Here is a 12,367-nt window from a genome sequence, read left to right as displayed (position 1 = left end):
TGCGGGTGATTTCATTTTCGCCAGGTCGAAGTGTAGCAAATTGTCGACTTATGTTTCCTCCTTTCTTGCAATTGGTGGCAAACCCTTCCAATCAATCTCACCTGTTTCGAGCCGAGGGAAATTGGGGCTCTCCTCGTAGAGAGCTACCAGATCATTTGGGTTGTCGGTCCATCGATCAACTTTGTTGACATAAGCAAAGCCATCACTGGTCCGGATGCGCCGGAATTCTTGTACCCAGTCACCATTTCTAGCTGAGAAGAACAGATTACAAGCGATGAAATTTGGATTTCGTGAGTTTATGCCAAAGTCGTGAGACTTTCCTGGGAGTATTGTTCCAAGATTAAAGTTATTCCCAAGTAAATTTTTACTTATAAGATTGCCATTTTCAATTAAGTCGTCAATATGAACTATCCTCACGCTCACGTTGTGGATCGGGTATTTCCCAACGTGGATAAACGTCCATTCGTATGTGTCGAGAGCTTCGTTTTCACGGAAGGGATAGCCATGACAAAAAGAAAGGCCCCCCGTTATCGATGAAGAAATATGGAGATTTTGTTCTTCAACTTTTTCTTGAAATTCATTTTGTTGTATTGCTGCCGCGAGTGCGGCGAACATGGAAAGGAGGCTGCCAACCACAGTCATTCCAGGTAGATTGTAGAAGTTGCCGATGATGACGACGCCAGCGCCTAGAATGGCCGTTGAGGCTATCCCTTGGCGCTTCGCAAAATTCCACAATACACTAATTAAGCTACCTTTGATTTTATCGTTATTTTGCAACTTTCTAACCCCATAAGACCTGGCGAAAACTGGGTAGTTTTGAATCTAGAGAAAATTGCTATTTTGAAAAATAAATGTTGCTCGCTAAAAGCGTTGGGTATCGCGGACATGAGATTGGGTTTTAGCATTTTTCAGATACTATGTTGCGATCCTAGCGAGAAAGCCGAGTAAACCGGCGTTGAATTGAGCCGGCCGCTGCACGGGTGCGAAGTGGCTGACGCCAGGCAGAAGGATCATTTCCGCGCCGGGAATATGCCGCACGAGATAGTCGGCATGTTCGCGCTTGATGAACTCGTCGTGCTCGCTATGCACGATGGCGACCGGCACCTTGATCTCGGCGAGATCGGCGATGGCGTAGTTGGGTTCCGTTCGCTGCATCAGGCCGACTGCCTCCACGAAGGCGTCGAACACTTCGGGGGTGGCCGACAAGGCGGCGTAGTCCTTCGCGTGCCGGGAAAAGCAGCGTTCGATGATCGGCGTCGCCACAAATTCCTTGGTGCCGCTCGGATCCATGTTGCAGGCGAAGAAGAAGACGCCGGAAATCCGCTCCGGGTGGGTATGTCCAAGGACCATACCGATGCATGCGCCGTCGCTCCACCCGGCAACCGCAGCCTTCTCGATCCCAAGCCTGTCCATGACCTCGAGCACATCGGAAGCCATCAGTTCGTAGGTGTAGGGCCGCTCGTCGCGGGTGCTGCGGCCATGGCCACGGCTGTCGATGACGATGACGCGATAGCCCGCGTCGATCAGTGCCGGCACCTGGTGGCCCCAGTTGCCGCTGTTGCCGAGGCCGCCATGCAGGAGGATCACCGGAGCGCCGTTGCCGTAGGATGCATACCAGATGCGGGCGCCGTCATGACCGGCATGGCCCTGTGTTTCAGTGTCCGGTAAGGGTGTCGGCCCCTCCGCCTCGAATCGATCGAGATCGTCGTCCCGAAATTCCATGTTGACCTCCCAATCGGCTGCCTCCTCCAGGCAGCAATGCGCGCGACCCTATTCGATCCGCGATGGTTTTACCAATGTAGGTCGTAGTTTCGTCGTTGCCAGTTGCTGGAAAAGATCGCGCGCCGGTTGCGGTAGATCTTCCAGCGAACGGGCGCAGACCGAGAGCCTGCGCGTCGCCCAGTCGTCGGTGAGGCGGAGTGCGGCTATGCCCATCGAGCGGCTGCAACGCCGCGCGGCTGTTTCCGGCACGATGCCAAGACCGATGCCGCAAGCGGCCATCTCGCAGATGGCCTCGAAGGTCCGCATTCGTACACGTATCTTCAGCCTCGTACCGAACCTGGCAGCCTGGGCGTCGATGTGTTCCTGCAAGGCCCCGCCGGCGAGCCCGATGAAATGCTCATGCAGGATATCGGCGAAAGCAATCCGTTTCGCCGCGGCCTGCGCGTGATCGCGCGGCATGACCACCGCGAGCCTGTCGGTCGCGAAGGGTTGCAATATCAGGCCTGACGTATCGACGGCGTCCGAGAGGATGCCGATATCGGCCAGCCCCGCCGAAACGGCCCTGGCGATTTCGATGCTCTGCCGCTCCTTGAGTTCGATATCGACGCGCGGATGCCCGGCCATCCAGGCGGCAAGGCGCTTGGGCAGGAATTCCGTCATGGAGGCGGTGTTGGCAAGAAGCCGGATGGTTGCCCGCATGCCGCTGGCATGTTCGCCGAGTTCGCCGCGCATCTGCGCCAGTTGCCGCTGGATCAGGCGGGCATGATGCGCCAGCGCTTCGCCGGCTGGGGTCGGACGAACGCCGCGTCGTTCGCGTTCCAGCAGCTGTATGCTGCCATTGGCCTCCATGTCGCGCAGTCGCTCGCTGGCAGCCGGCAGCGAAAGTCCGACATCGGCAGCGCCATGGGTGATGCTGCCGGCATCGACGACGGCGAGGAAGAGGCGAAGGTCGGTCAGGTCGAAACGCATAAGCGAATAGTACCGCATACCCAGCCTTCGGCATAGCCGAAGTCTGCCTTCACATCATCCGCATTGTCCGACCCTCCGGATTTGCTAGGGAAGGGGCATGATGGATCATTCGACATGGCTTGTTGCCGCGATCTTCGCCACCTTCTTTGCCGCCGGCATCGTCAAAGGCGTTACCGGCATGGGGTTGCCGACCGTGGCGATGGGCGTGCTCGGCGCATTGATCTCGCCGCTCGCTGCTGCAGGCCTGCTGATCGTGCCGTCCTTCGTGACCAATGTCTGGCAGCTCTTGGCAGGGCCGAGTTTTGGCAAGCTTGTGCTGCGGCTCTGGCTACTGATAGCCTTAGTGATGGCTGGCACTTTCGCCGGCTCATCCTTGCTTGCCAGCGGCAATTCGCAGCTAACGACGGGCGCTTTGGGCGTGGCTCTCGTCCTCTATGCCGCCCATGCGCTTTTCGCCCGTCAGCTTCGTGTACCGGCCAAGCTGGAGCCGTTGATGTCGCCGGTCATTGGCCTGGCGACCGGCCTGCTGACAGGCGCCACGGGCGTCTTTGTCGTGCCGGCGGTTCCCTATCTCCAGGCGTTGGGCCTCGAGAAGGATGATCTGGTTCAGGCGCTCGGCCTCTCTTTCACGGTTTCGACGATAGCGTTAGCTGGTGCGCTTGCATGGCACGGCGCCTTTCGTATCGACAATCTGGCAATGTCGGCCCTTGCGATCATTCCGGCGTTGGCGGGCATGTGGGCGGGGCAGATCATCCGCAATCGCGTCAGCCCGGCAAGCTTCCGCCGCTGGTTTCTGGTCTGCCTTTTGTTGCTTGGTGTCGAAATGGTCATCAAAGCGCTTCTCTAAGACACTCGCATATTGTGAGAGGTTCGATGCCGCCACATATGCTGGGGAGTTTTCCTCAGGCATCGGAGCGATTGATCGATGAAAGAAGAGCTGCACGAGATTGGCGATCATCTTTCTCCGGTCGATGCGCTTGTCGTCGTCGATGTGCAGAGCGCCTTCGTGCAAGGGGCCGAAGCCGTGCCCGGTCACGAGGTACTGCTATCGATGATATCAGTTCTGCTGACTGAGGCCCGCAGCGCCGGTGCGCCGGTGATATTCCTGCAGAATGACGGCGAGCCCGGCGCCGTGGACGAACCGTCTCAGCCTGGATGGCAGCTGCACTTTCCGCCCCTTTCCGGCGAGAGAGTGCTCAGAAAGGCCGGGGATGACGGGTTTGAGGACACTGATCTCGACGACATTCTCGAGGCCTCGGGCGTACACGATCTCGCCATCTGCGGCGTGCTTTCGGAAATGTGCGTCGCTGCGACGACGCGCGCCGCGCTGGAGCTCGGCTATGGCGTGCTGCTGCCGCATGATGCGCATGCGACTTATGACGTCCCCGCCGGGCCGGGCTCGGATGGTGTTCCGGCCGCAATGGCGGCGAGAGCAGCGGAATGGTCGCTTGGCGATGAGGTGTGCATCTGCGCGTCGGCGCGGGATGTCCGTTTCAAAGGGCGCATCTAGAGCATTTCCGGGAAAAGTGGAGACGTCCCAGCCTGGCGATCTCTCTCGCGGTTCGGCACTTGATTGCCGCGTCGAATCGTAATAATTGAAGTTGCATGAAAAGAGACAGTCGCCTTTCCTCCGTCCTGCACGCTCTTCTCCATATGGCCGAGCAGGGCGGTCCCGTCACCTCAGAGACCCTGGCGCAATGCATGAACACCAATCCGGTCGTCGTGCGCCGCACCATGGGGCTTCTGCGTGAGGTCGGCATCGTCCGCTCCGCCAAGGGGCATACGGGCGGCTGGACGATCGCCGCCGATCTCGGCTCGGTAACGCTGCGGCAGCTGCACGAGGCGCTCGGCGAACCTGCCGTCTTTGCGATAGGTAATCGCAACGAAACGCCCGAATGTCTTGTGGAGCAGGCCGTTAACTCCGTGCTCGACGACGCCTTTGCCGAGGCTGAGGCGCTGCTGCTCAAGCGTTTTGAAACCGTCACTCTCGCCGATCTCGCCGCTGACTTCGCGCGGCGCCATGCGGAGTGGCGCGAAAGAAGGACCATATCATGAGACACGACGTCATCGTCATTGGGGGCAGCTACGCCGGAATGGCGGCCGCCCTCCAGCTTCTCCGTGCCCGCCGCAAGGTGCTGGTCATCGATGCCGGCAAGCGCCGCAATCGCTTCGCTGAAGAGTCCCACGGCTTTCTCGGCCAGGATGGGGTCGATCCGGCAGAGATCGCCGGCAAGGCGCGCGAGCAGCTCCTGGCCTATCCGACGCTGACCTGGGTCGAGGGCAATGCCGAGCGGGCTGAGGGCGAGAAGGATGCCTTTGTTGTCACGACCGCCGATGGTGCGCGCCATGATGGCCGCCGGCTTCTCTTTGCGACCGGCGTGTCCGATACTCTTCCTGCCATCGAAGGTCTCGGCGAACGCTGGGGCAAGAGCGTCTTCCACTGCCCCTATTGCCATGGCTACGAGCTTGATCAGGGCCGCATCGGCTGCATTGCCACCGGCCCCATGTCGCTGCATCAGGCGCAGCTATTGCCGGAATGGGGAGAGGTGACGTTGTTCCTAAACGGCGCTTTCCTGCCGGATGAGGCGCAGCGCGCCGATCTCGCCGCTCGTGGCGTAACGATCGAGGAAACCCCGGTCATGAGGTTGGAAGGAAAGGCGGATGTGCGGTTGACCGATGGTCGCCTGCTGCAATTTGCCGGGCTCTTTACCGCGTCGAAGGTTGCGCCGGCCAGCCCGATTGCCGAACATCTTGGCTGCAGCATCGAGGCCACGCTATTCGGAACGCAGATCCAGACCGATGCCACGAAGGAAAGCACCATTCCTGGCGCTTTTGCCTGTGGCGATGCCGCGCGCATCCCGCATTCGGTAACGCTGGCGGTTGGCGATGGCGCCTGGGCGGGCGCGCAATTGCACCGCTCGCTCGTGTTTTAAGACTGGCTTCGGAGGGCGCTCGCGCCCTCTTATTTTTCGTCCGGTATTCTCACGATAACCGTTTCGTCGGGGCCAATCAGCCGGCCGTCCTGTGCCCTGATGTCGAGGTGCACGGGCTGTCTGCTTGCACGATCCACCAGCAGCGAATGGTCTTCCGCCGGTTCAAAAAGATGGCGCTCGCCGAACTGGCGCAGCGCCACCATGACCGGGAAGAGATCCTTTCCCATCGCTGTCAGCCGATATTCCATGCGCGCGCCACCTTCGCTTGTCGGAACAAGCTCCAGGATACCGCTCGCCACCAGAGTCTTCAGGCGCTCGGTGAGGATGTTCTTGGCAATGCCGAGGCTTTTTTGAAATTCGCCGAAGCGCGTCAGCCCGTCGAAGGCATCGCGCACGATCAGCAGCGACCACCAGTCGCCGATTACATCCAGTGAGCGCGCGCTCGGGCAGTAATCGCCTTTGAGGCTTTTTCGCGCCACCATTCCCTTAGCCTTCTACGCGTTTCGCACGCAAGATTGGTTGCATTATTAAACCAACGCTGTTATTCGATGTTTGGTTTCGTTATTAAACCAAAAATACGGGAGTTTGCAATGACAATCAGGCAAGACGTGCCGCCTGCGGGCGGCGCGAACGATATTGTGCGTCTCGATTCCGCTCAGGCGACCGCCTCCAAAGGCCAAACCGAGGCGTCTTTTGCGGACATTGCAGGCATCGCGCCGCTGACGCGCCTGACCATCCTCTTATTCGCTGTTGCCAGCGGCCTGGCGGTTGCCAATGCCTATTTCGCCCACCCGCTTCTCGATGTCATGGCAGACGATCTCCAGCTCTCGCGTACCGTCGCCGGTCTCATCGTCGGCGCAACGCAGCTTGGTTACGGGCTGGGCCTGATCCTGCTTGTGCCGCTCGGCGACCTCGTCGATCGGCGCAAGCTGATCGTCGTGCAGTCGATGCTGACCGTGGTTGCCCTCGTCTGCGTCAGCGTTTCCAGCAATGCGACGATGCTGCTGGTTTCCATGGCGGCTGTCGGCTTCCTGGCCGTGGTAACGCAGGCGCTGATCGCGTATGCCGCGAGCCTTGCGCATCCCTCCGAGCGTGGTCACATCGTTGGCATGGTCACCAGTGGCATCGTGCTTGGCATTCTTCTGGCGCGAAGCGTTGCCGGAACGCTCACCGACCTCTCCGGCTGGCGGACGGTCTATATTGTCTCGGCATTGCTGACGCTGGTGATCGCATTCCTGTTGTGGCGTGCCTTGCCGCGGCAGGAGAAGCCGAAATCGAGCCTTTCCTATCTTGGCCTCATCCGCTCTCTGGCGACGCTGCTGGTCGAAGAACCCGTTTTACGCATCCGCGCCGTTATCGCCATGCTGATCTTCGCCAATATTACCACGCTGCTGGCGCCGCTTGTCTTGCCGCTGACCGCACCGCCTCACTCCATGTCGCATACGGAAGTCGGCCTGTTCGGCCTTGCGGGCGCGGCGGGCGCGCTCGGAGCCGTCCGGGCAGGGCGCTGGACCGATCGCGGTCATGGTCAACGCGTCACCGGCATCGCGCTTGCATTGATGTTATTTGCCTGGCTACCGATCTCGATGCTGGACCATTCGATCCTCTGGCTTGTTATTGGCGTCCTCGTCATCGATTTCGGCCTGCAGGCAACGCATGTCGCCAATCAGGGTATGATCTATCGCGTCAGGCCGGAAGCGCAAAACCGTCTCACCGCAGCCTATATGGTGTTCTATTCGATCGGCAGCGCCATCGGCTCCTCGACGTCGACCATCATCTACGCCCATGCGGGATGGACTGGTGTCTGCCTCTCTGGCGCCGCCATCAGCCTGGCAACCCTTCTTTTCTGGGCGCTGACCCTGCGGGCGACGCCGGCCATCGCGACGCAAAAGATCGGCGGAAATGATATATAGCGGTCGGCGATGCGGCGATCCCGATGCTCTCGCGGTTGCTGCATTCCCCTGGGCACGATGAGGAGAGCCGATGAAGCCGACACTGCTGCGCAAGACCATTGCAGAGGCCGTAGAGCGCGATCTTGGCCCGGTCTCGCAGTGGAGCACCGTCTCCGAGGGCGAGGAGTCACAGGTCTTCGGCATTCGCCTCGGCGATGAGGACCTTATTCTTCGGATCAATAATGTGGCTGACGACTTTCAGAAGGATGCCTTCTGCCAAAAGCATTTTGCAACCTCGGAACTGCCTATTCCTGAAGTCCTGTCCATCGGCGCGGTCGGGCCATTTTCCTATTGCGTGTCCAGACGTGCGGCGGGCGTTACCTTACAGGATCTGCCGACGGCTGCTTTGCCTGACGTCATCGGCTCGGTCGCAGGCGTCTTGCGGACAATCGCGCAATCGCCGCTTCATGAAACGCGGGGATACGGCCGTTTCGATGCGCGAGGGAATGCAGAGCATTCGAGTTGGCGTGACTTTCTGGCGTCGATTTCGCTTGGGCAGCACTACGACTGGAAAAGCGTCGAAACATCAGTAGGCGGACCTTGGCTGGAGCGGCATCTGTCTCTCTTCATGGATTTCGTACCGCAATGTCCCGAATTCCGTTGCCTCGTGCATGGAGACTTCGGATCGAACAACGTGTTGACCGACGGTGTGAGCATCACCGGCGTCATCGACTGGAGCGAAGCGCTCTTTGGTGATCCGCTCTATGATGTCGCCAACATCTTCTTCTGGCGTCCCTGGCTCGCCTGCATGGAGGCGCAGGCGCGTTATTTCTTGGAGTGCGAACCGCAAGCGATGGGCGATCCGGTGGTGTTGCGTTGCTATCAGCTGCGGATTGGCCTGCAACAGATCCATGAAGCGGCTAAAGCCGGAAGCGAAGAGGATCTTCGCTGGGCGATGGCGAGATGTGAGGCTCTGGCCGCCGATCTTCCGGTTTAAGTCAGGAGCGCAGGCAGCTCTTCTTCCAGCAGAGACAGGATCGTTCGGATTCGCGGCGCCACCGGCCTCGCCGCCGGGTAGAGCGCATGCAGATCGAACCCCGGCACGGCAAATCCAGGCAGCAGCGGTATCAGTTTGCCGCTCGCAAGATCCTCAGTGCAAACGGGCTGCTGCAAGACGCCGATGCCAGCGCCATCCAGCAGCAAGCCATGCAGCGGCCGCCAGTGGCTTGTGCTGAGGACGATGTTGATGGCGGCGAGTTCTTCTTGCCGATCCGCGGAAATCAGAGGAAGTCGCGCGCCGTTGAAGAGGACGGAAACTCGAAGAAAGGGATGGTCGACGAGTTCGCCAGGGCTTGCGGGCGCACCACGCCGCTCGAGATAGCCCGGCGACGCCACCAGCACGCGACCGACATGGCCAAGCTTACGAGCAATGAAATTGCCTTCTCCAAGATCGCCGAGACGCAGCGAGATGTCGACGCCCTCGGTCACGGGATCGACGATCCTGTCGTTGAGCACCAGATCGATCTTGAGCTCAGGGTGGCGTTCGCGCATCCGCAGCAGGATTGACGGCAACATGACCTCGCCGACGCCGTGCGGCGCGGCGATCCTGAGCGTACCGCGCAACGGCTGGTCGCCATTCGTAACGGCCAGAGCATCGCTCGCGGCGTCGAGAACCTGTTTGCTCCGTTCGTAGAAGGCGAAGCCGGTATCGGTAACGGAGAGCTTGCGTGTGTTTCGCAGCAGCAGCCGTGCGCCCAGATATTGCTCCAGCCGATCAATGCGCTCGCTGACGGCGGGTTGCCCCATGCCGAGGTCGCGGGCGGCGGCCGACATGCTACCGCGTTCCACCACCCTGACATAGACGCGCATTGCCACCAATAGATCCATGCCGACAATATATCGGCTCAGCCGATAAATGTAAGTGGACGATGCCGCCTAGTGGCCGGCATGCCGATCGTCGAAACAAGGGGGCGACACCAACGGCATCTTCGAACGGCAGGCAGGGTGATGAGCGAGATCAGGCTATATATGTTTCAGTCCGGCACTCAGAAATGCAAAGTCCATGACATCAGGATGGGCGAGGGTGTTGGCGCCGATTATGAAATACCGGTGCCCTGGTTTCTGCTCACCCATCCCAAGGGTAACGTCATCATCGACGGCGGCCTCGCTGTTGAAGGCTTGGCCGATCCGCGTGTCTATTGGGGCGATGGCGTCGATAGCTACCAGCCTTTTATGACCGAGGAACAGGGATGCGTTGTGCAACTGGCGAGGCTCGGCCTTTCGCCTGACGATGTTCGCTTCGTCGTTCTGTCTCATCTGCATTCGGACCACACCGGAGCCATCGGCCGTTTCCCCAATGCGACCCACATCGTTCAGCGTCGGGAGTATGAATATGCCTTTGCGCCCGATTGGTTTGCCGCCGGCGCCTATGTCCGCCGCGATTTCGACCGTCCGGGTCTGAAATGGCAATTCCTGGAGGGCAGCGTCACGGATGGCTACGACCTCTATGACGATGGCACGCTCAGGATGATTTTCACGCCGGGCCATAGCGTTGGCCACCAGTCCTTCCTGCTGCGCCTGCCGAAATCGGGGGCAATTCTGTTGACCGTCGATGCCGCCTACACGCTGGATCATTGGAACGAGAGGGCCCTTCCCGGTTTCCTTACGTCCACCGTGGAGACGGTACGCTCGGTTCAAAAGCTTCGCGTGCTGGCCGAGCAGTCAGGCGCCATGATCGTTACGGGTCATGATCCCGAAGCCTGGCCGCAATTCAGGCATGCGCCAGCCTATTATGACTGACGCATGTGCCATTAGGGCGGCGGCGAAGGCTTTTTGTTTCTCCCGCCAGTTCGGAGGAAAAGACGCTAGGCAGTTTTCCTCGGAATTGCTCCATGATCGCCAGCGCTCGATGCACTGCCTTCAAAGAAGGCTTTTCGATGTTGGCGAACCCATTCCTCTATGCCGGTCGGCCGGAAATCCTTGAGCTCGGATCCCGCTTCGAACGGCCGCGATAGTATGGCATTCGCTTCCTCCGGATTAGATGCGAAGAAGCGGAACTTGGACGCGACGCGACGCCCCGTTCCGGGTCCCATTGCGGCATCCACATCTCTCTCGAATTCATCGAGCGGCTGGGCGCGATAGGTGATCTGGCGCCCCAACCATAGGCTCATCCGCGATGCCAGCTCCTTGCCTGTCACGCTGTCTGGTCCGGCGATGCGATAATCGCCGGAATGGATGCCGTGTGCGAGCAGGGTCATGGCCGCGCGGGCGCAATCGTCGACCGAAGTCCAGGCAATGCGCTGGGATTCCGCCATCGGTGGCGCGAAAACACCCTCCTCGACGATATCTTTCCGGGCGGATGGTTTCAGCAGATTGTCGAGATACATGGTGGGACGCACGATGCAGAAGGGCAAGCCTGATCGGCGGACAATATCCTCGATCATCGCATTGGCGACAAAGCTCGGTTCCTCGCAAGGCGCCGAACGGCTGGCGCTTGCGAGCTTCAGGACAACTGATTTCAGGCCGCATGCGATCGACGCCGATACCGCATTCTCGGCCTGGATGCGCATGTCGTCCTGCGATCCGATGGGAATTTGCATCACGGCATGGGCGATGCCGGCGCCAGCGGCGCGAAGCGAGGCGGGATCGCGAAGATCCCCTTCGACAAGTTCGACGCCAATGGCCGAGAGCGCCGGGACGCGTTTGCGATCCCGAACGAGCGCTCTCACCTTAAAGCCCCGGCGAAGCGCGGCGCGAACGACGGCGCCACCCTGCACGCCACCGGCGAGATAGATGAGGATGGGTTGGGATTTATCGATAGCAGACATGAAACAACTCCTTCGAAAAAGGTCTGCTGAAGGAGCTTTGTCATATGGCTGCCCAACAGACCCGGAACGCGCACGGGGCGCGGGGACCGTCGGGGTATCTCACGCACTGCATAATTCCCTAGATCGGGATCGATCTAGGAACAAATTATGCAGCAGACCTAAAGTCCTACAGCGACCTTTGCGCGTCACAAGTGACGCGCGGCGCTGTAGGCGTGGAACAGAGCTTCTCCCAGGGAGAAGGGCCTGGGCCTACCGAGACCAAGCCAGCCATTTTCGACAGGTGAGGTTTACGGCAGACGCGGCGTCGGCGTCAATCGAAAGATGCGAGGCCAACCTGCCCACTTATCTCTTGCGGGCCACGATGTAAGGGCTGAAGTCATCTCCCTTTGTCGCATGGTTTTCCATGGCAAGAATGTCGAAGGCTGCGGCAGATATTTGCGCCGCGAGTTCTGATGCCCGGAAAACGCCGGCATAGGGTGCCTTGCCGAGCGCGCGCATCGCGGGCAGCAGCGCCAGCCGAATGAGCGGATTCATCTCGCCGACGCAGGGAGTCTTGGAGATCAACAAGCCTTCCGTAGCAAGCAAGCTGTGAATCTGACGAAGCGTGCCTGAGAGATCGCGGACGAGATGCAAATAGTTGAATCCGAGAACGGCATTGAATTGCGCCGGGTCGGGCGCAATGGTTTCGGCGGTCGCGACCTTGAAGGCAAGGCTTGGTATCGGCTCAGCGATGTATCGCTCATTGGCGATTGCGATCATCTCTGGGGAGATATCCGTCGCAAGATACTCTCGAACACTACTCGCGAGTTGGAGCGCGGTCGTTCCGGTGCCGCAGCCAAGCTCCAGCACTCTATCGCCCGCCGTAAGCAAGGCTCGAGTGCGGCCGAGCGTCCGCTCGTATGCTGCCTGATCCGCGATAGCGCCCCTGGCGTAATTGCGTGAGGCCCGATCCCAGAAACGTGCGTCGCTCGCTGTGCTCATGAAGGTCGTCTTTCCCGATTATCGCTCTTCGGCATTCCAGCCC

At 59.8% G+C, this 12,367-nt stretch carries 14 protein-coding genes; 7 read left to right on the top strand and 7 right to left on the bottom strand.

All coding sequences use genetic code 11. From position 1 onward, the window contains the following. Positions 1–48 precede the first annotated feature (48 nt). The 3 genes from GGD46_RS24005 to GGD46_RS23995 all read right to left on the bottom strand — a co-directional run bounded on the left by GGD46_RS24005 (position 49) and on the right by GGD46_RS23995 (position 2,691). The gene (locus tag GGD46_RS24005) at positions 49–777 is read right to left on the bottom strand and encodes a hypothetical protein (RefSeq protein WP_184708701.1); all 729 of its coding nucleotides are present in this window, start codon (positions 775–777) and stop codon (positions 49–51) included. Positions 778–915: 138 nt separating this feature from the next. Then, positions 916–1,722 carry an alpha/beta fold hydrolase gene (locus tag GGD46_RS24000; protein ID WP_184708698.1) on the bottom strand — a complete coding sequence of 269 codons (807 nt, stop codon included), beginning with the start codon at positions 1,720–1,722 and terminating at the stop codon, positions 916–918. Positions 1,723–1,770: 48 nt separating this feature from the next. Beyond that, positions 1,771–2,691 carry a LysR family transcriptional regulator gene (locus GGD46_RS23995; RefSeq protein ID WP_184708837.1) on the bottom strand — a complete coding sequence of 307 codons (921 nt, stop codon included), beginning with the start codon at positions 2,689–2,691 and terminating at the stop codon, positions 1,771–1,773. A 97-nt stretch (positions 2,692–2,788) separates the two neighbouring features. On the opposite strand from GGD46_RS23995, the gene GGD46_RS23990 reads away from it, so the two are divergent. The 4 genes from GGD46_RS23990 (at position 2,789) to GGD46_RS23975 (ending at position 5,624) form a co-directional block, all read left to right on the top strand. Then, the gene (locus GGD46_RS23990; protein WP_184708696.1) at positions 2,789–3,538 is read left to right on the top strand and encodes a sulfite exporter TauE/SafE family protein; all 750 of its coding nucleotides are present in this window, start codon (positions 2,789–2,791) and stop codon (positions 3,536–3,538) included. 78 nt (positions 3,539–3,616) lie between these two features. Further along, positions 3,617–4,201 (top strand): isochorismatase family protein, encoded by a 585-nt coding sequence (locus tag GGD46_RS23985; RefSeq protein ID WP_184708694.1) that lies wholly within the window; start codon positions 3,617–3,619, stop codon positions 4,199–4,201. 95 nt (positions 4,202–4,296) lie between these two features. Next, complete coding sequence (locus GGD46_RS23980) at positions 4,297–4,746, top strand: Rrf2 family transcriptional regulator (RefSeq protein WP_184708692.1); 450 nt, start codon at positions 4,297–4,299, stop codon at positions 4,744–4,746. Further along, positions 4,743–5,624 carry an NAD(P)/FAD-dependent oxidoreductase gene (locus tag GGD46_RS23975; RefSeq protein WP_184708690.1) on the top strand — a complete coding sequence of 294 codons (882 nt, stop codon included), beginning with the start codon at positions 4,743–4,745 and terminating at the stop codon, positions 5,622–5,624. Before GGD46_RS23980 ends, GGD46_RS23975 begins: the two co-directional genes overlap by 4 nt. 29 nt (positions 5,625–5,653) lie before the next feature. Here GGD46_RS23975 and GGD46_RS23970 read toward each other — a convergent pair whose 3' ends face one another. Further along, positions 5,654–6,106 carry a helix-turn-helix domain-containing protein gene (locus tag GGD46_RS23970; protein ID WP_184708688.1) on the bottom strand — a complete coding sequence of 151 codons (453 nt, stop codon included), beginning with the start codon at positions 6,104–6,106 and terminating at the stop codon, positions 5,654–5,656. Positions 6,107–6,214: 108 nt separating this feature from the next. Here GGD46_RS23970 and GGD46_RS23965 point away from each other — a divergent pair, with 108 nt between their 5' ends. Together GGD46_RS23965 and GGD46_RS23960 are read left to right on the top strand one after the other, a co-directional pair. Next, positions 6,215–7,537, top strand: a complete 1,323-nt coding sequence (locus GGD46_RS23965) for an MFS transporter (RefSeq protein ID WP_184708685.1) — start codon at positions 6,215–6,217, stop codon at positions 7,535–7,537. Between the two features lie 70 nt (positions 7,538–7,607). Beyond that, entirely contained in the window at positions 7,608–8,513 is a 906-nt protein-coding gene (locus tag GGD46_RS23960) for a phosphotransferase family protein (RefSeq protein WP_184708675.1), read from the top strand. Here the strand turns inward: GGD46_RS23960 and GGD46_RS23955 are convergent. Further along, entirely contained in the window at positions 8,510–9,385 is an 876-nt protein-coding gene (locus GGD46_RS23955; RefSeq protein WP_246806458.1) for a LysR family transcriptional regulator, read from the bottom strand. The genes GGD46_RS23960 and GGD46_RS23955 overlap by 4 nt on opposite strands. A 138-nt stretch (positions 9,386–9,523) precedes the next feature. Between GGD46_RS23955 and attM the strand changes: the two genes are divergently transcribed. Beyond that, entirely contained in the window at positions 9,524–10,315 is a 792-nt protein-coding gene (gene attM, locus GGD46_RS23950; RefSeq protein ID WP_184708671.1) for an N-acyl homoserine lactonase AttM, read from the top strand. A 65-nt stretch (positions 10,316–10,380) separates the two neighbouring features. Here the strand turns inward: attM and GGD46_RS23945 are convergent, their stop codons facing one another. Beyond that, complete coding sequence (locus tag GGD46_RS23945) at positions 10,381–11,343, bottom strand: SDR family oxidoreductase (protein ID WP_184708669.1); 963 nt, start codon at positions 11,341–11,343, stop codon at positions 10,381–10,383. A gap of 342 nt (positions 11,344–11,685) precedes the next feature. Further along, entirely contained in the window at positions 11,686–12,324 is a 639-nt protein-coding gene (locus GGD46_RS23940) for a class I SAM-dependent methyltransferase (RefSeq protein WP_184708667.1), read from the bottom strand. Positions 12,325–12,367: the final 43 nt, after the last annotated feature.

The organism is Martinezella lusitana (assembly GCF_014207095.1).
Lineage (GTDB): Bacteria > Pseudomonadota > Alphaproteobacteria > Rhizobiales > Rhizobiaceae > Rhizobium > Rhizobium lusitanum_B.
The sequence above is the reverse complement of the archived record's forward strand: the minus strand, read 5'-3'. Positions and strand labels throughout refer to the sequence as shown.

Coding starts and splice junctions, on each gene's coding strand:
- GGD46_RS23990 (WP_184708696.1), top strand. CDS start 2,789: ATGATGGATCATTCGACATGGCTTGTTGCCGCGATCTTCGCCACCTTC.
- GGD46_RS23980 (WP_184708692.1), top strand. CDS start 4,297: ATGAAAAGAGACAGTCGCCTTTCCTCCGTCCTGCACGCTCTTCTCCAT.
- GGD46_RS23995 (WP_184708837.1), bottom strand. CDS start 2,691: ATGCGTTTCGACCTGACCGACCTTCGCCTCTTCCTCGCCGTCGTCGAT.
- GGD46_RS24000 (WP_184708698.1), bottom strand. CDS start 1,722: ATGGAATTTCGGGACGACGATCTCGATCGATTCGAGGCGGAGGGGCCG.
- attM (WP_184708671.1), top strand. CDS start 9,524: ATGAGCGAGATCAGGCTATATATGTTTCAGTCCGGCACTCAGAAATGC.
- GGD46_RS23985 (WP_184708694.1), top strand. CDS start 3,617: ATGAAAGAAGAGCTGCACGAGATTGGCGATCATCTTTCTCCGGTCGAT.
- GGD46_RS23945 (WP_184708669.1), bottom strand. CDS start 11,343: ATGTCTGCTATCGATAAATCCCAACCCATCCTCATCTATCTCGCCGGT.
- GGD46_RS23970 (WP_184708688.1), bottom strand. CDS start 6,106: ATGGTGGCGCGAAAAAGCCTCAAAGGCGATTACTGCCCGAGCGCGCGC.
- GGD46_RS23940 (WP_184708667.1), bottom strand. CDS start 12,324: ATGAGCACAGCGAGCGACGCACGTTTCTGGGATCGGGCCTCACGCAAT.
- GGD46_RS23955 (WP_246806458.1), bottom strand. CDS start 9,385: ATGCGCGTCTATGTCAGGGTGGTGGAACGCGGTAGCATGTCGGCCGCC.
- GGD46_RS23965 (WP_184708685.1), top strand. CDS start 6,215: ATGACAATCAGGCAAGACGTGCCGCCTGCGGGCGGCGCGAACGATATT.
- GGD46_RS23975 (WP_184708690.1), top strand. CDS start 4,743: ATGAGACACGACGTCATCGTCATTGGGGGCAGCTACGCCGGAATGGCG.
- GGD46_RS23960 (WP_184708675.1), top strand. CDS start 7,608: ATGAAGCCGACACTGCTGCGCAAGACCATTGCAGAGGCCGTAGAGCGC.